A 22,573-nucleotide genomic window follows, 5' to 3' on the forward strand; every position below is an offset into this window, starting at 1 on the left:
TTAGTATCAATTTCGAAAACAAGTTTAAAATAAATTTTGAAACTGTTTGTTTATTCCTTGTAGTAATTGCCCGAAGCATTGCTGCTAAACGTAACTTGGTTGGTGGTGTCAATGTTTGCCGATGGCATTGTTACATAAATTCCGTAAGCCGCACTTCCCGAAATAGTAGAATAACTTATCTTAAAAGTTCCTGCACTGTATGCTCCGGCAACCACATTACCTTTTTGGCTAGTGTTGCCTGTAAACGAAGAAGCTCCGGCATAGCTAATATCGGCATACCTAATTTCATTCAGCGGACTATTGCTTTGGAAAGCAATTCCTTTCCATGCACCCGGCAATAACGATTCACCTGTAAGTACAATTCTTTCTGTTGCTGTTCCAATAATCTTTAAGGAAGAACTATTGGCATAATCACCAATAGTCAAGCCCTGATCCAAAGCAAATTGCACCACCACACCCGGTTGAATGGTTAGGTCTCCGGCATTGCCATAATCACCAACCACTACCGTATTTTTTACTATATAAGGTACTGCCAGTTTTTTCCAAACATGTGTGCCAACTAAAACACCGCCACGCACCAAAATTTTATTCTGTGTATTGCCTTGGTATTGGCTTCCTGCTCCATCTAAACTGTTTAATACAGTAGCTAAAGTAGAAATCGGATAATTCGCATTTTCCGTAAACTCATTATTACTAAATGCAGCAATAGGATTGTTTTGCTCCGAAACTATTCCGTCTATTAGCAGTCCATCGTAACCGCTTCCAATTATTTTGGTGTTGGTAATTTTAAGTTTTCCCGTAGCACTTACTCGCACAGCTGCTTTACTACTTAAATCACCATCAAAACTTGCACTTCCGGCATTTTCTACTGTGCAATTATTCAATTCATTTAATGGACTATTGCTCTGAAAATAAATACCCTTCCACAAACCCGGTGTAGCAGCCTTCGACTTAAAATTGATTGGTTTAGCAGCAGTGCCCACCGCTACCAATGCACCACCACTATTTACCCAAAACCCGGCATTGGCTCCACATTGAATTACCACTCCTGGTTCAATTGTAAGTTGGGCGAAAACAGATACCACACAGTCTAAAGTATAATCAATACCTTCTCCCCTATCTTTTAAAACTTTATTAGCCGTAATATCGCTACAACTAATTGCTTCTGGTTCAATGGCGGTTGTGGTAGTATCTTTTTTACAAGCACCTATTCCCAAAAGAGAAGGCACTAAAAGCGTTAATAGTATCTTTTTCATTTTTCTATTTTGGGCAAAATTGAAATAAAAAACAGCGACTATCAAAACTTCGCCTGCACAGAATAAAATTATCCACACTCATGGGAAACACTTTTGCCGAGAATTGTATGTTTGAGGCTGAAAATAACGCCATGCTTAATCAATTTACACCTACCGGCTCACAAGATACCCGCTCCGGATTTGGAGATGCCATGCATTATCTTGGAAAAACCAATCCAAACGTTGTAGCACTTTGTGCAGACCTTACAGGTTCATTAAAGTTAGATGCTTTTTTAAAGGATTTTCCTGAGCGCTTTATTCAATGTGGAATTGCCGAAGCAAACATGATGGGTATCGCTGCCGGATTAACCATTGGCGGCAAAATTCCCTTTGCCACTACCTTTGCAAATTTTGCCACCGGAAGAGTTTACGATCAAATCCGCCAATCAATTGCATACAGTGGTAAAAATGTAAAAATAGCCGCATCGCATGCCGGATTAACCTTGGGCGAAGATGGTGCTACCCACCAAATTTTAGAAGATATTGGTTTGATGCAAATGTTGCCCGGCATGACCGTTATTAATCCTTGCGATTACAACCAAACCTATGCTGCCACAGTTGCCGCAGCCGCTCACCAAGGCCCGGTTTATCTACGCTTTGGGCGCCCCAAATGGCCTATATTTATTCCTAAAGATTTACCTTTTGAAATTGGTAAAGCACTGGTAATGAATACCGGAAGCGATGTTACCATTTTTGCAACAGGGCATTTGGTTTGGAAGAGTATTGAAGCTGCCAAGCAATTGACAGAACAAGGTGTTTCAGTAGAACTTATCAATATTCACACCATTAAGCCATTAGACGAAACTGCCATACTCACATCGGTAGCAAAAACCAAATGTGCAGTAGTTGCAGAAGAGCATAATGTAATTGGCGGATTAGGAAGCAGCATTGCTACCTTACTGGCAAAAAAACATCCGGTGCCCATTGAATTTGTAGCCGTAAACGACAGTTTTGGAGAAAGCGGAACTCCAGATCAGTTATTACAAAAGTATGGCTTAGATACCTCTAACGTAATTGAAGCCGCACAAAAAGTAATTCAGAGAAAATAAATACATTCAAAATTATTTTGCTCCTAAAAAAGCATGTAAAAATTAGAATAAATGAGCGATAGCGAACTGTTAGATTTGTTTCATGCCGGGCAACGCGAAAAAGCATTTACACTGCTTATGGAAAAATACCAAGAGCGCGTGTATTGGCATATTCGCAGAATGGTATTAAACCACGATGATGCCGATGATGTACTACAAAATACCTTTGTAAAGGTATGGCGTGCACTCGAAAACTTTCGTGCTGATTCTCAATTTTATACCTGGCTCTATCGCATTGCTACCAACGAAGCCCTCAACCACTTAAATGTAAAAAAGAAAAAAGCAGCCATTCCATTTGAAGGCAACTCCGGCAACAACGATGATGAAGACAATAATTTCGGCCCTGCCAACTACCTTAAAAGCGACCCTTATTTTAATGGCGATGCCATTGAACTTAAACTCCAAAAAGCAATAGACACCTTGCCTGAAAAACAAAAACAAGTATTCTTATTGCGCTACTACGATGAAATGCCCTACGAAGAAATGAGCGAAGTGCTCGGCACCAGCGTTGGAGCACTAAAAGCATCGTATCACCACGCTGCACAAAAAGTAGAAGCATTTTTATTAAAAGAAGATTAAACCTTTTAGCATTTATTATATCTCATAGCCGGATTTTTAGCACAATGAAAAACAGGAGCGAAATACAAAACGAACTAAAAGCAATAGCACCAACGCTTTCGGGCTTGGAGCCTAGCAATTCGTTTGCCGTTCCGGAAAACTATTTTTCGCAATTACCAGCAACCGTGCTTTCTAGAATTAAGGAAGAAGAGGCTTGGGAACAATTGCCAGACCCAGCACTTTCTCCATTGTTGCAATCGCTCCGGAAAAAGCAATCTTTTGAACTGCCCCAACAATACTTTCAAACAAGTGCAGCAACGGTTCTTTCCCATATAAGAAAAGAAGAAGTACAGCAGGAACTTAAAGAAATTGCTCCGCAATTAGCCACATTGCCTAAGCAACAAGCTTTTGCAGTGCCGCAAAATTACTTTAAGCAACTGCCTTCACAAGTATATGCACAACTTCAAACCCGGCACCCGCAAACCTCATCGGCCAATTTGTGGTGGAATAAGATAAACGAAACTATTGATTCGCTTATAGCGCCACTTTTTAAACCGCAATTGGTATTTGCATTTGCATCGTTGTTTTCGGTAGCTATTGCCATTTGGTTTCTGCAAACCAAAAGCGAAAGAAGCATTGGTACCGTTGCAGCATTAGATAATCAGCTAGACCGCATAAGCACCGCAGAGGTAAACAACTACATTTCTATGAATTTAGATGAGTTTGATGAGTATTCTATAAAGAAAAAAGTGGGCGAAATACACAGTGTAGTAATAATAAACGAGCAAACAATAGATGAAAAGAAATTAGAGGAAATACTACTGCACGAATTAGACGAAGACATGATATTAGATTTACAAAAACACCAACAAAAAAACAGGGTAATATGAAAAACATAACCATAACTATTTGCCTACTACTTTTTGCGTTTACCAAATCAAGTTTGGCGCAAAACGATCGCGTAGAATCGCTACGCGTTGCATTCATAACAGATTATTTGCAATTAACACCTCAGGAAGGTCAAAAATTTTGGCCTATCTACAACCAATACAGAGGCGAATTTAAAACACTAAGGCAAGCATATCGCCTAGATGCAGCAGGCGAAGACGACCCACAATTTGCCGATAAAAAAATGGAATTTGACCAAAAAAAATTAGACCTTCAGAAAAAATACCGTCCACAATTTGAACAAGCAATTGGAGCTAAAAAATTTGGCCTTTTACTAAGTGCCGAAGAGAAGTTTAAAAAAGAATTACTGCGCAGATTACAAGAAAATCGAAAATAGTTTGATGCAGCAACATTAACTTACGGCTGCTTCATTTCCATAAAAGTTTGAAGAATAATTGTAGCGCTTACTCTATCAATAATTTCTTTTTGCTGGCGTGTTTTTTTATTTACGCCACTAGCTAGAATTGTCTGCGATGCAATTTTAGAAGTAAAGCGTTCATCTACTCTATAAATTTTTATATCGGGAAATTTTTCTTCCAACCAAGTAACAAAAATACCTATCTCGGTTTCAATTTCATTCACAGAAAAATCGCGGGTAAATGGTTTGCCAACTACAAAGGCTTCAACCACCTCTTTGGCACAGTACGATACCAAAGTTTTTTTCAACGTCTTAGTTTCTACAGTTTCTAATGCGCTGGCTATTATTTTTAATGGATCGGTTACTGCCAAACCGGTTCTTTTTTTCCCATAATCAATTGCCAAAATCCGCCCCATACGCAAAGTGAAGAATGCAATGTTAGGTTAAAAATTTTAGTTACGTTTGCCATAAGCATATTTTACAAACAACAGACGAATGAACTTTAGAAAATCGGCCACAGCGCTGCTATGTTTCTTGGCAAGCAGTATATATGGTTTTGCTCAATTATTACCCAATGAATATACTTTAGGAAAAGAAAGACACTTACATGTTACTCAAGGTGTTTTATACGATAATGGCGGCAAAAATTCCGAACTTAAAAATGAATATTTCATTACCACGCTGCATGGCGAAAATCAATTAGAGGTATATTTTGAAACCTTCAATATTCCCGATGGGGCTTCTTTAAAAGTTTACAGAGGAAAAGATACCGATGGAGAGTTGTTAGGAATTTTTCACGATGCTAAAATTCCCAACTTAAAAGGTAAAATCTTAACGTTTGAATTTTTCCCTTCAAAGCATTTAGCAAAAGGAAACTACAAGATAAGAGGCCAGGTAAAATCTACCCCACAAGAAAAAAGCGGAGCAGCACGCAGCCAACCCGCCAGCGATTGTGTGGGCGCCATTCCACTTTGCCAAAACCTTACCGCTGTTGCACTTGGCGGTCTTTATACCGACCTTGGAGCCGTGAATGACGATGATGGCAGTTGCTATGGAGGCACAGGCTCCGGTGGCTCAGTGTGGTATTCTTTTCAACCACAAGCAAATGGAGCACTAGACTTTACAATTACTCCCACCGGAAGCACCGATTACGACTTTGTACTTTGGGATATCACCTCAGGTTGCGGCAATGGACAACGCCAACAAGTTAGTTGCAACTACTCCCAATATACAGGCAACACAGGTATAAGCAGTGTTAACTGTAGTGAAAGTTATGGCACCTGTACCGGCAACGATTGCTCTTCCGATAGTAAAGGCTCAGATTGTAATCGTTTTAATCGAAGACCAACCGTAAACTCCACGCACAAGTATGCCGTTTGTATCAATTTCTACAGCGGCTCAAACGATGGTTTTACCATTCAATTTAAAAACGAAACAAGCTCGGTAAACATTACAGACGTTACACCTCCGGTAATTCTGAATGCCTCGGCAAATGCTTGTCCAACTGCCGCTCAATTTGAATTGCTTTTTTCTGAGTATGTAGATTGCAGCACTATACAAGCTGCCGATTTTTCTATTCCCGGTCATACAGTTTCATTAAATCCACTTAACTGCACCAACAATAGTACCAATAGCGTAGCCGTTACTGTAACGCCACCCCTCTCCATCGGCACTTATGCACTGCACGCTCAAGATATTTTAGACTTATGCGGGAATAATATGAATACCAATTTCAACATTGTAATTGGTACTAGCCCAACAGCTACTGCAAGTTCGAGCGGAGGTATATGCCGCAGTCCCGGATTTTTAGGAATTGGTTATACCTATACGCCCGCTTCGCAAACGCTTACCGCAACCGGAGGTGGATTTTACAAATGGAGCGATGGGCAAATAGGTGCAAGTGTATCAGTATCGCCTAAAACTACTACTACCTATACCGTTACCGTAACTCAAGGCGCTTGCCCCGCTACGGCAACCGTAACCGTTCCGGTTGAAGATGCTCCCACAATAAATATTCCCGACCAAACTATTTGCACCGGAGAGTCTAAAACACTTACAGCTACAGGAGGTGGCTCCTACCAATGGTACACCAATCCTTCATTGTTTGGAAACGGAACTGCCATTCCCGCACCTGCAGGCACAAATGCATCCATTACCGTTAGCCCCTCTTCAACCACTACTTATAGAGTAGTAGTAACCAGCCCTGCAGGCTGCAAAGGCCAAGACGATGTAAAACTAACTATAGTAAATACCAATTGCTGTAATGCAACAATTGCACCTGCCGGTCCATATTGCACATCCGATGCACCTAAAATACTAACTGCCGGAACCTCCGGTGGCACTTGGAGCGGCACAGGAATAAGCAATGCTTCAACGGGCGAGTTTAGTCCGGCAGTTTCCGGTGCCGGATCTTTTAAAGTCTATTATACTTTAGCTTGTGGCTCTTTAGATTCTGCTACAATTGTGGTGCAGGTTTGTACTCCTCTTGTTGTTTGCAAGCAACCTAATGGAAATTTAACAGCATCTGGCGGTATTAGTCCTTATACATGGGAAAGCCAATCAACAATACAAGATTGTAGCAGTTGCCCTGGCGGCAATTGTATTCCGTTTATTTGTCCCGGCACTCCAACTACTACATGGACAGGTTTTGGAAGCACTGCAACCGTTACACCTCCGGGAACTTACCCCATCCGCGTGCGCGATAGTGGCGGCAATGTAATTAGTATTGCTTCGCTTGCTTCCGTAAATCCATGTAGCACATGCCCAAGCATTACCGTTTCTGTACAAAACAAACAAGATGCAAACTGCCAAAGCGCCAATAGTGGCTCTGCCACATTTACGGCAACCGGAGGTAGTGGTTCTTATACCTATACTTGGAGTCCAAACGTAAGTTCTACCGCTACTGCCAATAGCTTAGCAGCAGGTACTTACAATGTAACAGCTACCGATGCCAATAACTGCACCGGAACCGGAACTGTAACTATTGGAGTACCTACCACTCCTACCCTAACTCTTAGCAACCAAACCAACCCTGCTTGCGGGCAAGCCAATGGCAGCGTAAGTATTACACTTGCAGGTGGCACCGCCCCTTATATTGCAACAATAGATAATGGACAAGGCGCTCCGGTTACTCAAAACATCCCCATAGCAGGAACAGCACCTGTAAATAACTTAGCTGCGGGAACTTACATTATCACTATTCGCGATGCTAATAATTGCACAGCAACACAAACCTTAACGCTAATAGCACCCAATGCTCCTGTAATTGGCACACCAACTACTTCTAATGAAACCTGTAGCGGACAAAACAACGGAGCACTTACCTCTGCAACCGTTACGGGGGGCACCGGAACGCTGCAATGGAGCTATGCCCTGGCAGCCACGCCCGGTAATATAACAGCAATAGTTTCTTTTCCGGTAAATAATCTTGCTCCTAATAATTATGTATTAAAAGTACAAGATGCCAATGGTTGCGCAGATACAATTCAATTTGTAATAGCAGCAGGGCCTAACTGTTGTAACTTAACTTTGGATATTGCAACAATTCAACCTAATTGTGGGCAAAACTCTGGTTCCATTACAATAACACCATCTCCATCCGGCACCTATAGTTATACTTGGAACAATTCTCTACCCAATCAAGCAACACAAAGCAGTTTAGCCGCTGGGCAATACCTTGTAACTGTTGCAGAGGTTGGCAATCCTGCTTGTAGTGTAGATACTGTAATTAACCTAAATAATAGCAATGGCCCAAGTATTGCATTTAGTAATAAAGTAGAACCGGGCTGCGGCACAGCCAACGGCAGTGTAAGTGCTACTTTAGCAGGCGGTTCAGCACCTTACACCATTACAATTGATGATGGGCAAGGTGCGCCACAAACTCAAGTAATACCAATAGCTGGCACTGCACCCGTTACAGGAATGGCAGCAGGCACCTATATAATTTCAGTAACTGATGCCAATAATTGTACTGCAACACAAACAATTGTTTTTACTGCTCCTAATTCACCCGTAATTACCTCTATCAACGCAACTGCCGAAACTTGTTTTGGCGACAATAACGGTACGGCCAACGTAAGTGTAAACGGAGGAACCGGAACACTTATTTATGCATGGAGCAATGGAGCAAGCAGTGCAGCTATTGCTAATCTTGCACCCAATACATACTCAGTAACCATTACCGATGCTGCCAACTGCACCGCTTCAGGAAATATCACAGTTGCTGCGGGACCTGTTTGCTGTACATGGAATATTAGTGCGGCTATAGTTCAACCATCGTGTGGCGCCAATGATGGCAGTATAAACATTACTGTTTTACCGATAGCTACCTATACTTACACATGGAGCAATAATGCCATTACAGCCAACAATTCAAATATAGCCGCAGGCAACTATAGTGTAACCATAACCAATACAGCCAACAGTTGTGTAAAAGATACTTCTTTCAGTTTATCTAATCCCAATGCACCTACCGTAAGTGGCGTAAATGCTACTGCTGAAAGTTGTGCAGGTGGAGATGGCGCTATTAGTATTACTGCAACTGGCGGTACAGGAACATTAACAGTTACCTGGAGCAATGGCGCTACCGGAAACAGCATTACTAATTTAAGTGCCGGAACCTACAACTATACCATTACCGACAATAATAACTGTATGGTTACTGGCGATACTATTGTGGCTCCGCCTACCGGATGTTGCAACCTGCAATTAACAGCTATTGCAAACAATACAGACTGTTCGGGAGCCAATGGCAGTATTCAAGCCAATATTGCAACGGCAGGAATTCCGCCATATACTTTTAGCATAGATGGAAACACTTACCAATCTTCATCCAACTTCTTAAACCTAACAGCAGGAAACTATGTAGTATTTGCAAAAGATTCCACTAGTTGTATTGATACAGTTCATGTAACCATTGGCAGCATTGCTAATACTTTGAGTGTAGCCTTAAATGTTGTGCAACCTGGATGTGCCGGAGTAAATGCCGGAAGTATTACTGCAAATGCCACAGGAGGAAATGGAACTATAACTTATGTATGGAACACAGGAGCCATGGCAGCAGCTATACAAAACCTTAGTGCCGGGAAGTATGTTGTAACTGTAAGCGATTCATTAGGATGCTCCGTAAAAGATTCAGCTACACTCCTATCTGCACAACCCGTAACAGTAAACATAGGTAACGATGTTAGCTTTTGCCAAGGCGATAGCTCCACGCTTGCTGCCCCTGCCGGATTTGCAACATACGTATGGAGCAATGGTAGTACTGTGGCAACCACAACGGCAAACACAGGAGGAATATACAGCGTAACCGTAACCGATATAAACGGTTGTACCGCCAGCGATTCTTTACAAATTACCATACTGCCTACACCTATTATCGAGTTACCGCAAGATACCACCGTGTACGAAAACAATGCCGTACGCTTGCATCCGGTTATCACAAACGGCTCATCGCCCGCCACCTACTTATGGCAGCCCAATATTGATATATCGTGCAACGATTGCGCCCACCCAATTGCACACCCGGCAGATACCATTACGTATCACTTAACTTATATTGGTTCCAACCAATGCCGTGCCACAGCGCAGATTACAATAAATGTGAAAATAGGCGGTACTATTTATATGCCCAATGTGTTTTCGCCCAATAACGATGGCAACAACGATATTCTTTTGCCACTCGGAATTGGTATAAAAACCATTCAATGGAAAGTGTTTAATCGTTGGGGCGAAATGGTATTTGTTTCAAGCAATGAAAATATTGGTTGGGATGGCACATACCAAGGTGTATTGCAGCCTGCAGGTACTTATGTTTATTTGCTGCAAGTTACCTTCTTCAACAAAAGCACTCATAACTACAAAGGCAGTTTTACATTAGTTCGCTAATGTTTCTACTTGGTACTTTTAGAAGTTAGAATATTGCTTTTAATGGTTAAAACAGTTTGCTTAGGCTCTGTATTTGCTTCAACCGTAATGGTTTTAGATTGTTCACCTTCTTTGCCATTGCTATCAAATTCCACATCAAGTTCTGCCGATTTGCCTGGAGCCAACGGCTCTCTTGGATAGCTTGGAACCGTGCAGCCGCATGAGCCAATGGCATTTACTATAACTAAATTTTCGTTGCCCGTGTTGGTGAACTTAAACTTGGTTTTAACCTTATCGCCCTGTTTAATTGTTCCAAAATCGTGCTCCATTTTATCAAACGAAATAGTAGTGGATGGTATATTGGTTGGCGGATTTTGCAACTGCTGATTAGCTACACTGTGGGCATCTTGAAAATAAACGCGTCCTTCCACCTCTGCCACTTTTCGCTCTAAAGTAGCAAGCCTTAAATCTTGCTGCTCCAACTTTTCGTTTGAAACATAATACACGCCCACCGCAGCGCAGATTGCAGCAATGGATGTAAAAAGCAATACATTTTTCATATAAGAAGAGTTAATTTCTACGAAGTAAAAATATACTGTTTTGCATAAGAAAACAGCAAAACAATTCTAAAACAATTTGAAGATGCGGTTAGAAAGGATAACCAATTGCTAGGTTAAATTGTCCTTTTCTGATTGTCCATTTATTATTGCTATCAATGCGCGGATCTCGAATTGGCACCCCGTAATCGAGCCTAATTACAAAGTAGTTAAAATCTAATCTTAAACCGGAACCAAAGTTTACACCAAATTCATTCACAAATCTATTCCACTCAAAGTTGCCCTTAGGGCGCGAGGGGTCGTTGCGCACCAGCCAAATATTTCCGGCATCCATAAAGAAAGCACCTTTCAACCATTTGTAAATATCGAAACGCAATTCAATATTCATTTCAAGTTTTATATCGCCTGTTTGGTCCACAAAAAGCGAAGACTGGTTGCTGCTCGGATTATCTATTTGAATAGTGCTGTCGCGATAGCCACCGGGGCCAATTTCTCTAATTTGGAAACCGCGCAAACTATTTAATCCCCCTACAAAAAATTGCTTGTTATAGGGCAACTGTTGCGAATTGCCATACGGCACACCAATACCAATATACTGCCGCATCACAAACTGGCTGTGGCGGTTTAAACGAAAATAGTTTCTAAAATCAAATTCAAAACGAACGTATTGCGAAAAGGGTCTCTTAAAAATAGTAAACGTTTGGTTGGGCGAATAGCCTTTGTTAGCAGCTATAAAACCAAGTTCCAATAAATTGCCGGCCGCTTCACCTGCACATTTAAGATACGTGTACCAAATATCGTATTTACTTTTTTGGTTGGTGAGTATAAAAGTGTAATTGCTTCCCCAAATAATTTGCTCGTTGTAGCTTCGGCTCAGTGCCGGTCTTTTGTTTAAGAAGCTTACAAAAGAATCTTCTTTATTTATGAAATAGAAGTTCACAAAGGTTGGATTGTAGTAATGCCGAACTAATTTTCGGGCGCTCCATTCATAACCGTAAGTAACACCTATATTATGCGCATTGTATAATGAGTAATTGCTAGGAAAATCGCGTCTTATCTCGTAATTGTATCGTGCATTTATTCTCGTTTTAGGATTAGTGTTGGCATGTATTTTAGGTTTCCACGGCACTAAAAACCTATTTAGATAATATGTAACATCTAAGGTAACATCTACGGTGTTTATGCGATCTTTAGATACAATCTTAGATTGCTTTTTACTAAAATTTAATTGCACGTTGGCACTGGCATCAATGTTCAACTGGTCGGCACCTTTGGCCAAATTGCGGTTGCGATAACCAACATTAGCACCTAAACCGGTGAGCCCTTCAAAGTTATGGTTTAAGTTTACGCCTCCTGTAAGGGTTTGCTTTTTGGCGGGCGTTAAATACACAAACGCATTTAGCAAGTTGGTATCGCGTTTGCTGCGCTGCATTTCTATACTTACAAATTTAAATGCGCCTAATTCGTTTAAGCGCGTTAAACTTTTACTGTAGTTATCCTGAGTAAAAAGTTCTCCCTCCCTAAAGAAAATGGCATCGCGCAAAATTCTCTTTTTAAATATCTCTTTCTTTTGAACAAACCTGAATTCTTTTAGTGCCGTTGTATCATACTCATCGTTTAGTGTAAGTGGACTGCCGTGTTCGTAATCGGTAAACACAATTACTTTATTCAGCCTAAACGGTTTGTGTTCAATTCCATCTATCGGTTGGTTTACCTTAATGCGCACATCTACTGTATGCGCTTCGCGGTTAGTATCTAAATCAAAAGTAACGTATTCCTTATTAAAGAAATAAAAGCCACTATTGCGCAAGTCGTTTTCTATCCTGCTGCGCTCAGCTTTAAGTGTGGTTACATCAAATCTTTCACCTGAATGCAGCAGGGTATGTTCGGATCGTACTTGGGTGATTCCCTCGCTGGTGGTATTGCCCATGGGAAAACGAATAGCACCCAAAGTCCATACTCTGCCCGGATCTATTTTAAAAGTTATGGAAGTTCTTCGCTTCTTATTGGTTTTGGTTTCGTACGAAACGTTGTTTTCGAAATAACCATAATTCCACAAATAATTTTCCATTAAAACTTCTGTTTTAGAAGCAATAAGCGAATCGAAAACTACAGGCGGCTCCCCTACTTTAGTTTTTATCCATCGGTTAAACTTATTGTCTTTACCTTTTGATGCCGTGAGGTAAAACCATAACCTAAACGGAAAAATTCCCAAAAACCTTTTATTGGGCTTTTGCAGCATGATGGTGGTTAAATCCTCGCGCAACTTATCGCGCTCCGCCACCTTTACAATACGCTTTACATCTACTTTATTACGCAGTAAAAGATTCTTGCCTTCGGGTAAAGTTTTAGTTACCGAACATGCCGATGTTGAAAGCAATACAGCTCCCAATAATATTAAACACCAATTGCTGAACGAAATTCCTACTTTCGACACTCGAACGCAAATATGCTTACAAAAACGAAAATTAAGTTTCTTCTTTCACTGCAACATAAAAAATACCGCCAATTAAGTAACCGATTTATTGTTGATGGAGATAAAACAGTACGCGAATTATTTAATTCACCTTTACAGGTGGAAACCTTATATGCAGAACCTTGGTGGCTTTGGAAAAACAAACACGTTTATTCCGATTCCGTTGAAATTGTGGAAGTAAGCGAAAAGGAACTCAGCCAAATTTCAACCCTGCAAGCCCCCACAGGCGTATTGGCGGTAGCCCACATTCCCACTTCCGAAAAACCCAAACTCGAAAGAGGCAAAATAACCTTAGCCCTAGATGACATAAACGATCCCGGCAACCTCGGTACCATTATTCGCATTGCTGAATGGTTTGGAGTAAAAACCATTTTTTGCAACGAGCACTGTGTAGATGCCTATAATCCAAAAGTTGTAAATGCCGCCAAAGGCTCTTTGTTTAGAACCAACTTATTTTATGGTTCACTACAAGAATTGTTTGAAAAAAGTAAGGCTCCGGTATTTGGTGCTGTTTTAAACGGCAACAACATTTACCAAACCGATTTACCACACGAAGGCATACTTTTAATTGGCAGCGAATCGCACGGCATATCCGATGAATTGCTCCCCTTCTTAAAATTAAAGATCTCTATACCCGGCACGGGCAATACAGAATCGCTCAATGCTGGCGTAGCTACCGGAATTATGCTTTCAGAATTTTACCGAAGGGTTCACCACAACTGTTGATATTTTTTAAGAGGCTGTTAAAGCCTTTGTATATCAGCACTTCGAGCCCCGTAGCGCTAACTGCCTAATGAATAAGACATAGAAAAAAGGTAAATAATTCTACTTTTGAAAGCAACTAAACATATTGTGTATGGCTTACAAAATTAGCGTTCAAAAAATTGCGCAATCACGCATTGGAGAAGTGGACTTTAAAAATCTTCCCTTTGGAAAGCATTTTGCAGACCACATCTTTATTGCCGACTACTATAATGGCGATTGGCACGATTGCCGCATTGTTCCTTTTGGAGATTTTACAATGCACCCTGCTACATCGGCTTTACACTATGGACAGGCTTTGTTTGAAGGCTTAAAAGCCGAGCGTGATGCTGATGGAAATCCCATTGTTTTTCGTCCCAATAAAAACTTACAACGCCTCAATATATCGGCTGAAAGAATGGCAATGCCTACTTTTCCCGAAGAATTATTCTTTACGGCAATGGATAAGTTATTGAGTTTAGATAACAATTGGGTGCCGCGCGAGCCTAATTCATCGCTGTATATTCGCCCTTACATGTTTGCCACCGAAAAATATGTTGGTATTAAAGTAGCAGAAAATTACCGCTTTGCCATGTTTAGCTGCCCTGTGGGCGCATACTACTCTAAGCCGGTAAAAGTATTTGTACACCACCATTATGTACGTGCGTTTCCGGGAGGAGTTGGCTTTGCAAAAGCAGCAGGAAACTATGGCGCTTGTATGATGCCCATGCGCGATGTACAAAAAATGGGTTACGACCAAAATCTTTGGTTAGATGGTATTCACCATAAATACTTACAAGAAATTGGTACCATGAATATTTTTGTAATCATTAATGGCATCATTATCACACCTTCGCTCGAAGCCGGAACAATCTTAGACGGTGTTACGCGCGACAGTATGATTCGCCTTGCCGAAGACGAAGGCTATATTGTGCAAGAACGCGATATTTCAATTGACGAAGTTATCAATGCTTACCACGAAGGTTCTTTAGAAGATATGTTTGGAACAGGTACTGCAGCAACCATTGCGCCTATTCAAACATTCCATTACAAAGGCGAAGATTACGAACTACCTCCGGTAGAAGGGCGTGAAATATCTAATAAACTGAAAGCAAGATATTTTGATATCCGTTCCGGAAAAGCAGAAGATGTATTTGGTTGGCTACACACAGTTCCGGTAGATGTATTTCAAGTTTAAACTTTATTAGCACTTATTGCAATTGCGCATTAAAATATTTTCATCACCAAATCGTTTAATTACACAAAACAAAAATTATGGCCTTACAATTAACTGACAGCAATTTTGAACAAACAGTATTAAAAAGCGATAAAATTGCCATTGTAGATTTTTGGGCAGAATGGTGTGGTCCGTGCCGCGCTATTGCTCCTATTGTAGAAGAACTTTCTAAAGAATATGAAGGTAAAGCTGTGGTTGGTAAAGTAGATGTAGATAGCAATCCGGAAACAGCTATGAAATATAGCATCCGCAGTATTCCAACCGTATTGTTTATTAAAAACGGACAAGTAGTAGATAAACACGTTGGAGCGGCTTCAAAACATCACTTTGTTGAAATTTTGAAAAAACACCTAAACTAACTTTTGCTTTTATATTGGAAGTTTAGACTGCTTCTGCATTAAGTTGTGGAAGCAGTTTTTTTATGCCTAAACACAGCCTTTCAGTTTCCAATCTTCATAGGCACAAACCGTTTTCAGTTTTTACAAAACAAAAAAGGCTGTTTCTAATTATAGAAACAGCCTTTTAAGCAAAGAGATAAGCGTTTATTTCACAATAACTCGTGAGATGTTCTTAACAACACCATTGCTGCTAATTTTTACAATATAAACTCCGGTGGCTGCTTGATTCAACTTCAACGAAGTAATTTTATTTTGCAATGGCAATGCAGCTACTTGCTGACCCATTTGATTATACACTTCAACCATAGAATTACTTTCAACATTGTCTGTTTTAATAAAGAACTCCCCGGTATTTGGATTAGGATAAATACTAACGGCAAACGGTACGTTAATTTCCGAAACTCCTGTTGGAGCCACAGGTGCAGCATCAGGGAAATTACTGCAAACCATTGGATACAAGAAGTTTCTTGCCAAAGTATCAACTTCAACCATTTTTCCTAAATCGCTATTCCAAGGGCAATGGTCGTCATTGGGGAATGTTTTAAGTTCGTGATGCACATTGCGATTGGCTAATGCTGTATCCATACTTCCTGAACCATATAAAGTAACTAAAGTAAAAGAGTTGTAAGGTGGGTAGCGATAAACCTGGTCATAGTAGTAAGGAACCGTTTTATCTTGGTCGCCATGAGCCATAAAAATTGGTTGTTCATTGGCATCGGTAATCCAAGAAGTTTTGTTTACACCACCGGCCAAAGACACTACTGCTTTTACATTAGAGGCATATCCTGCATTTCCGCTGTTGCCATCTAATCCGCCATAGGCAAGCATGGTATCTCTAACATAGCTTGGCAATTCATTTAAATCATCAATGTACGCATAATGTACCGAAAGAACGGCTCCGGCAGAGTTTCCACCAATAAACATAAAATTGGTATCTACTTTATAGGTATTGGTAGTAGCTGCATCTTTTGCCATATAGCGCATAGCAGCTTTAGCATCAGAAATTGCCCATACTACTTCGCGCAACATTTTGGTAGAGTCTGCTAAATCGGTAATGCCGGCTAAGCGATATTGAATAGAGGCAGTAACAAAACCTCTTTTAGCAAAAGATTTCTTCATATAGTTTACTGCTACATCGGCATCTTTATCGCCACTGGTGAAGCCACCTCCGTGTATCAACAGCAATAAAGGTCTGCGGCTCGAAGTATCGTTTTTAGGATAGAAAATATCCATTTTGTTTCTATCGCTACGCACATTGGTATATTCAACTTCTACACTATCTACTGTAAATAATTCTTCTTTAAAGCGAGCGGTGTTACAGCTTGGCCCTCCGGAAAGTGCATTGCATACTTGGCGGTACAAAAAGGTTTTGGTTAAATCATCTACCTGATTAAACTTTGTAGCATTACCTTCCCATGGCACATGCCCATCGCCAGGAAATAACAATACATCATTGTCTATTCCCAAATTCAGTATTCTTGGCTGCATAGAACCTGTGCCGCATAATGTTACAGGTGTTAAACCATTCTGAGCATTTGCACAGTAGTATGGAACCACATTATCGGTAGTACCGTGAAAACTAACCATTGGAATATTGCCTGCACTAATCCAAGAAGTATCGTTTATACCTCCGGCCAAATTTACAATGGCATTTATTTTAGAAGAATATCCGGCATTACCGCTATTTCCTTCAAAACCACCATTATTGTTTAATGCAGTTTTAATAGCTGCGGTTGTAACTTCATTTACGCTATCTATATAACCTAAATGAACAAACAACACAGCTCCGGCAGAGTTACCTCCTCCAAAGATTAAATTTGGATTTATCTTGTATTTATTGGAGTCGGCTGCATCTTTTCTAAAATAGCGAATAGCAGCCTTACCATCGCTGATAGCTTTTATTACCACATCGTAAGCAGTAGATGCGCCTAGCATATCTGTGATTGTACCTAAGCGATAATCTATAGAAGCAGTTACATAGCCTCTTTTTGCAAAGCGCTGTGCCAATGATGTTACCGTAGATTCATTTCTATCGCCACCAATAAAACTTCCTCCGTGTGCAAACACAATTACCGGTCGCTGCGAAGCAGTATCGCCCTGCGGCTGGTAAATATCCATTTGCTGGTTGGTTGAAGAATACGTAACCGTTGTTTTGGTGAAGCCCGGAAATACACTATCAATGTATCTGCCGCTTCCGCTGCAAACTTGTGCTGCTACTACTGTTGAAAACAGTGAACCCACAGCCAAGCTCATCCATTTAATTTTTGTAGAAAATTTCATTTGTTACCGATTTATTAATTGAATGTGAATGTAAAATTTTATTGAAGAGAACAATGTGTGTCCTAAAAAAGATATTCCGTTTTAACTATCTTAAAACTACGGCTTTTCCATTACAGTGCCGCAGTTTTTACAAGTGCGCAATGTTTCAGACTCATAAAATTTATTCATAATAACGGGAAGATCTTTTACAATATCGTGTACAGGCAACTTTTCTTCATACAATAAACTACTGCAACTTTCGCAATACCACTGGAAAGCATCCAACATATCTGCAGGACGTTTTATCTCCATTACCAAACCCACACTATTGGCGGGGCGTCTGGGAGAATGCGGCACTTTGGGGGGCAACAAGAATATTTCACCTTCATTTATATGTATGTCCACAATTTTGCCATCTTCTACAATTTTTACCACTATGTTTCCTTCTAACTGGTAAAAAAACTCTTCAGTTTCATTGTAATGAAAATCCTTTCGCTTATTGGGGCCACCCACCACCATTACAATAAAGTTTTCATTGTCTTTATACACCACTTGGTTCATTACCGGAGGTTTCAATAAGTGGCGGTGTTCTTCTATCCACTTTGTAAAACTAAAAGGCCGCTGAATCATAAAACTTATTTTAAAGCAATAGTATAAAAAGCGTACTACATTATTATTGCACCAATGAATTATACGCAGGCAATAGATTATTTAACCAATCAACTTCCCATGTTTCAGCGTGTGGGAGCAGCGGCATACAAAGCAAACCTGCATAACATTATGCAGTTATGTAGTTTACTGGGCAATCCTCAAAAAGACCTGCAATGTATTCATGTGGCAGGAACCAACGGCAAGGGCTCGGTAACACATATTGTTGCATCGGTATTGATTCATGCAGGATATACAGTGGGCATTTACACTTCGCCTCATTACCTCACTTTTAGGGAGCGGATTAAAATTGGAAATGCATTTATTGAAGAAGATTTCATTACCGATTTTGTATCTAAACACCTGTTGCTTTTTAAAAAAGTAGATGCCTCTTTTTTTGAAATCACCACTGCCATGATGTTTGAGTATTTCAAGCAAAAAAAAGTAGATTATTGTATAATAGAAACAGGGCTTGGCGGGCGTTTAGACTCCACCAATATTATTGAACCTCTTCTATCGGTAATTACCAACATAAGTTTTGACCATCAGCAATTCTTGGGCAATACATTAACTCAAATTGCAACAGAAAAAGCAGGCATCATTAAAAAAAATACTCCTGTGGTTGTTGGAGAACGCCAACCCGAAACAGAAATGGTGTTTATGCAAAAAGCTAAAGAACAAAATGCTACAATTTACTTTTCTCACGAAATAAATAATGCTACCTCTTTCGAAGAACAAAGTATAAGCGGTACATACTTGCATACCGGTGGCATACCTTATACATATCAAACCGACTTATCTGGAGCATATCAGCAAAAAAACATTCAAACGGCTTTGGCTGCGTTAGTTGTATTGCAAAAACATGGCATAGAAATATCGCATAAAGCATTTCAAAACGGATTGGAAAATGTATGTGCTACCACATATTTTATTGGTCGCTGGATGCAAGTAAAAAACAATCCAAAAGTAATTTTAGACAGCGCCCACAACGAGGCCGGTATTCGTAACTTATTAGCACAATTGGCACAAAACCATTTCACCCAACTGCACTTTGTTTTTGGTACTGTTGCCGATAAAGATACTGCTCCCGTACTAAGCCAACTGCCACTCAATGCTACTTACTACTTTTGTAAGCCCAACGTGCCGCGCGGCAAAAACGAAAAAGAACTCTCAGAGGCTGCACAAGCATTTAAACTCAAGGGCAGCCATTTCTCCAATGCCAAAGCAGCATTAGACGAAGCGCTAAAAAATGCCGTACCTACCGACTTAATTATAGTTGCAGGCAGCATTTTTTTAGTGGCCGACATATTAAACTCTTTTCCTTTTTTAACTGAAAAAGAATAGTTCCGGCATCCATAATTCCAAAATAAAAATATTTCTTTCGCGTTTTGGTTGCTTACTTTGCAATCGGAAACTCTTGTAAATCCATTTAAAAAAAATCATTCATGAAGAAGGTGCTTCTTGCCATTGGGCTACTTTTTGTACTTTTAATTGCAGCAATAATTTCGGTTCCGTTTTTGTTTAAAGACAAAATAAACGAAGCCGTAAAAGAAGCAATCAACGAAAACCTGAATGCCAAAGTAAACTATGGCGATTTCGACCTTTCGCTTATTCGGTCGTTTCCAAACTTTAGTTTTGCTATTAACGATGTTTCGGTTGTGGGCATCAACGAGTTTAAAGGCGATACACTCACACACATCAACCACCTAAATTTTACGGTAGATTTAATGAGTGTTTTTAACGGCACTAAATACAAGTTGCTAAAATTAGAGGTGGTAGAACCCAAAGTGAATGCACTGGTAAATTATGCCGGAAAAGCCAACTGGGATATCGCCAAATCTAAAGAGGAGAAAAAGACCAGCACCGAAACCAAGTTTGCAGCAGAGCTGAAAAAAATTATTATTAAAAACGGGAACATCGTTTACAACGACCAAAAAGGCAGCACCTATGCAGCCCTAAACAACCTAAATTTTGAAGGAGCAGGCAACGTTACACAGGATATTTATCTATTTTCTACCCAAACAGGAATCAATGAACTAACAGTAAAAAGTGGCGCTATTACCTACTTAAATAAAGCCAAATTAAATGCTAAAGTAGATATGGAAATAGACAACCCAAATGCCAAATACACCTTTAAAGAAAATGAAATTACCCTAAACGCACTCGGGTTGAAATTTAGCGGCTTTGTGCAAACCAAAAACGACCTTACAACCGACATTACATTCAATGCCAAAGAAACCACCTTTAAGAATGTACTATCAATGATTCCGGCAGTATTTTTAAAAGATTTCGACAAAATTAAAACCGATGGAAAATTTGCATTTAATGGCTTTGCAAAAGGAACCTACAAAGGCGAAAATTATCCTGCTTTTGGCATAAACCTTAAAGTTGAAAATGCCATGTTTCAATATCCAACATTGCCAACTGCTGTTAAGAATATTCAAATTGCCATGAATGCTGCAAAACCGCAAGGCAGCTTAGATGCTACCATCATCAATGTTTCTAAACTGCATGTAGATGTAGGTACCGAACCCGTAGATGCGCGCATCTTAGTTAAAACTCCTATTAGCGATCCCAATGTAGATGCCTCCATAAAAGGGAAAGTAAACCTTGCCAATGTACCCAAGTTTTACCCAATTGAAGGTTTAAAGAAAATAGATGGGTTGCTATTGCTCAACTTAGATTTTAAAGGCAAACAAAGCGATGTTACGGCCAAGCGTTACGAAAACATTAAAGCTGCCGGAAATGCCCAAATCACCAATTTAGTTTACGATGCAGCCTCTACGCCACTACCTGTAAAAGTGCCCAACATGGCATTAACTTTCAACCCGCAAAATGTTACATTAAACAGTTTATCGGCACAAATTGGACGGAGCGATTTCCAAGCCAATGGAACCTTAAACAATTTTATGGCTTATGCTTTTGGCAAAGGCGATCTAGAAGGCGCACTCAACCTAAAAAGCAATGTATTAGATGCCAACCAGTTCCTTTCGCCAACTGGCAGCAGCAACACACCAAAAGCGGCAGACACAGCAAATGCTACTTTCTTTAAAGTGCCCAAAGCCATCAACTTTACGGCAAACTCTCAGATAGGAAAAATCTTCTACGATAAATTAGTACTTTCAAACGTAAGAGGCGCTATTTCGTTAAAAGACGAAGCCATTAATTTACAAGAACTATTTGCCAATTTACTCGGTGGAAATGCCACTATTTCTGCCCGCTATAACACCAAAAATTTAAATCTACCCGATGTTACTTTTTCTTACGACATTAAAAATTTCGACATTCAGGAAACCTACAAGTTAGTAGATATGGCAGGAAAAATGGCGCCTGTAATACAACACATACAAGGAAGTTATAGCAGCGATTTAAAAGGAAGCGGCCGCTTAAACCCCGATATGAGCGTAGATTTAAGCTCTTTAAAAGGCGATGGCAAAGTAGAAGTCCCCAATGCGCGCATCGTTGGCCTACCTATTCTTCAGAAAGTTGCCGAAGTAGCTAAAATACAGGCGCTCAGCAATCTCGAACTTAAAAATGCCTGGACAGTTTTAAAGTTTAAAGACGGTAAGGTAGCCGTAGAGCCGGCCACCGTAAAATTAGGAAACTACACCCTTGCTTTTGAAGGTAAAAACGGATTCGATAAAAGCATAGATTACGATCTCCGTTTCGATGTGCCGCAAAGCGAATTAGGCAATGCCGCTTCGCTCGCCCAAAACATGATTCCCAAAATACCCGGAGTACCTTTTAAAATGCCCGAAACCGTTTCGTTTTTCTTAAAAGCAACAGGTACTGCCTCCAAGCCACAAATAAAACTTACAAATATTGGTGCAGGTGGAGGAAAATCGGTGGGCGAAAACGTAAAAGAACAATTAGTTGAAACCGTAAAAGATAAAGCCAACGAGGTAAAGCAAAAAGCACAAGAAGAATTTGAAAAACAAAAGCAGGCAGCCGAGCAAAAAGCACGCGAAGAAGCCGATAGAATAAAACGCGAAGCAGAACAAAAAGCAAAACAAGAAGCAGACCGTATAAAGCGCGAAGCAGAGCAAAAAGCAAAAGATTTATTAAAAAAACCTTGGTAGTTACCAAGTTTATAGCTGCACACCCTGTTTTACATCAATTTTTAGCCACACAGCAGTCCACATTTG

The 22,573-nt window shown here is 40.2% G+C and carries 16 protein-coding genes; 10 read left to right on the forward strand and 6 right to left on the reverse strand.

The window, feature by feature from the left end:
* Positions 1-50 precede the first annotated feature (50 nt).
* Positions 51-1,256: a hypothetical protein gene (locus KF872_03845; protein ID MBX2902667.1), complete on the reverse strand. Its 1,206-nt coding sequence runs from the start codon at positions 1,254-1,256 to the stop codon at positions 51-53.
* A gap of 131 nt (positions 1,257-1,387) precedes the next feature.
* Between KF872_03845 and KF872_03850 the strand changes: the two genes are divergently transcribed.
* Genes KF872_03850 through KF872_03865 form a run of 4 tightly spaced genes read left to right on the forward strand, consistent with a single transcriptional unit; the run spans position 1,388 to position 4,226 of the window.
* Positions 1,388-2,344, forward strand: a complete 957-nt coding sequence (locus KF872_03850) for a transketolase family protein (GenBank protein MBX2902668.1) — start codon at positions 1,388-1,390, stop codon at positions 2,342-2,344.
* Positions 2,345-2,395: 51 nt separating this feature from the next.
* Positions 2,396-2,962, forward strand: a complete 567-nt coding sequence (locus tag KF872_03855; protein ID MBX2902669.1) for a sigma-70 family RNA polymerase sigma factor — start codon at positions 2,396-2,398, stop codon at positions 2,960-2,962.
* A 44-nt stretch (positions 2,963-3,006) separates the two neighbouring features.
* Entirely contained in the window at positions 3,007-3,831 is an 825-nt protein-coding gene (locus KF872_03860) for a hypothetical protein (GenBank protein ID MBX2902670.1), read from the forward strand.
* Positions 3,828-4,226 carry a hypothetical protein gene (locus KF872_03865; GenBank protein MBX2902671.1) on the forward strand — a complete coding sequence of 133 codons (399 nt, stop codon included), beginning with the start codon at positions 3,828-3,830 and terminating at the stop codon, positions 4,224-4,226. The genes KF872_03860 and KF872_03865 overlap by 4 nt, the downstream gene beginning before the upstream one ends.
* A gap of 20 nt (positions 4,227-4,246) precedes the next feature.
* Here KF872_03865 and ruvX read toward each other — a convergent pair whose 3' ends face one another.
* Entirely contained in the window at positions 4,247-4,663 is a 417-nt protein-coding gene (ruvX, locus tag KF872_03870; protein ID MBX2902672.1) for a Holliday junction resolvase RuvX, read from the reverse strand.
* 79 nt (positions 4,664-4,742) lie between these two features.
* Here ruvX and KF872_03875 point away from each other — a divergent pair, with 79 nt between their 5' ends.
* Entirely contained in the window at positions 4,743-10,133 is a 5,391-nt protein-coding gene (locus KF872_03875) for a gliding motility-associated C-terminal domain-containing protein (protein MBX2902673.1), read from the forward strand.
* Between the two features lie 5 nt (positions 10,134-10,138).
* Here the strand turns inward: KF872_03875 and KF872_03880 are convergent, their stop codons facing one another.
* Both KF872_03880 and KF872_03885 read right to left on the reverse strand, forming a co-directional pair.
* Positions 10,139-10,672 carry a DUF1573 domain-containing protein gene (locus KF872_03880; protein MBX2902674.1) on the reverse strand — a complete coding sequence of 178 codons (534 nt, stop codon included), beginning with the start codon at positions 10,670-10,672 and terminating at the stop codon, positions 10,139-10,141.
* Between the two features lie 88 nt (positions 10,673-10,760).
* Positions 10,761-13,106 carry a BamA/TamA family outer membrane protein gene (locus KF872_03885; protein MBX2902675.1) on the reverse strand — a complete coding sequence of 782 codons (2,346 nt, stop codon included), beginning with the start codon at positions 13,104-13,106 and terminating at the stop codon, positions 10,761-10,763.
* 12 nt (positions 13,107-13,118) lie between these two features.
* Here KF872_03885 and KF872_03890 point away from each other — a divergent pair, with 12 nt between their 5' ends.
* The 3 genes from KF872_03890 to trxA all read left to right on the forward strand — a co-directional run bounded on the left by KF872_03890 (position 13,119) and on the right by trxA (position 15,482).
* Positions 13,119-13,871, forward strand: a complete 753-nt coding sequence (locus tag KF872_03890) for an RNA methyltransferase (protein ID MBX2902676.1) — start codon at positions 13,119-13,121, stop codon at positions 13,869-13,871.
* Between the two features lie 130 nt (positions 13,872-14,001).
* Positions 14,002-15,084, forward strand: a complete 1,083-nt coding sequence (locus tag KF872_03895) for a branched-chain amino acid aminotransferase (protein ID MBX2902677.1) — start codon at positions 14,002-14,004, stop codon at positions 15,082-15,084.
* A gap of 77 nt (positions 15,085-15,161) precedes the next feature.
* Positions 15,162-15,482, forward strand: coding sequence for a thioredoxin (gene trxA / locus KF872_03900; protein MBX2902678.1), 321 nt, complete (start codon positions 15,162-15,164; stop codon positions 15,480-15,482).
* A 183-nt stretch (positions 15,483-15,665) separates the two neighbouring features.
* Here the strand turns inward: trxA and KF872_03905 are convergent, their stop codons facing one another.
* Together KF872_03905 and KF872_03910 are read right to left on the reverse strand one after the other, a co-directional pair.
* A complete protein-coding gene (locus KF872_03905) occupies positions 15,666-17,801 on the reverse strand; it encodes a carboxylesterase family protein (GenBank protein ID MBX2902679.1) in 2,136 nt (711 codons plus the stop codon).
* A 96-nt stretch (positions 17,802-17,897) separates the two neighbouring features.
* Positions 17,898-18,410, reverse strand: coding sequence for a 3-hydroxyanthranilate 3,4-dioxygenase (locus KF872_03910; protein ID MBX2902680.1), 513 nt, complete (start codon positions 18,408-18,410; stop codon positions 17,898-17,900).
* A 54-nt stretch (positions 18,411-18,464) separates the two neighbouring features.
* Here KF872_03910 and KF872_03915 point away from each other — a divergent pair, with 54 nt between their 5' ends.
* Both KF872_03915 and KF872_03920 read left to right on the forward strand, forming a co-directional pair.
* Entirely contained in the window at positions 18,465-19,772 is a 1,308-nt protein-coding gene (locus tag KF872_03915; protein ID MBX2902681.1) for a bifunctional folylpolyglutamate synthase/dihydrofolate synthase, read from the forward strand.
* Between the two features lie 101 nt (positions 19,773-19,873).
* Positions 19,874-22,507, forward strand: coding sequence for a hypothetical protein (locus KF872_03920; GenBank protein MBX2902682.1), 2,634 nt, complete (start codon positions 19,874-19,876; stop codon positions 22,505-22,507).
* Positions 22,508-22,573 lie beyond the last annotated feature (66 nt).

The organism is Chitinophagales bacterium (assembly GCA_019638515.1).
In the GTDB taxonomy this organism is placed as follows: Bacteria; Bacteroidota; Bacteroidia; order Chitinophagales; family LD1; genus UBA7692.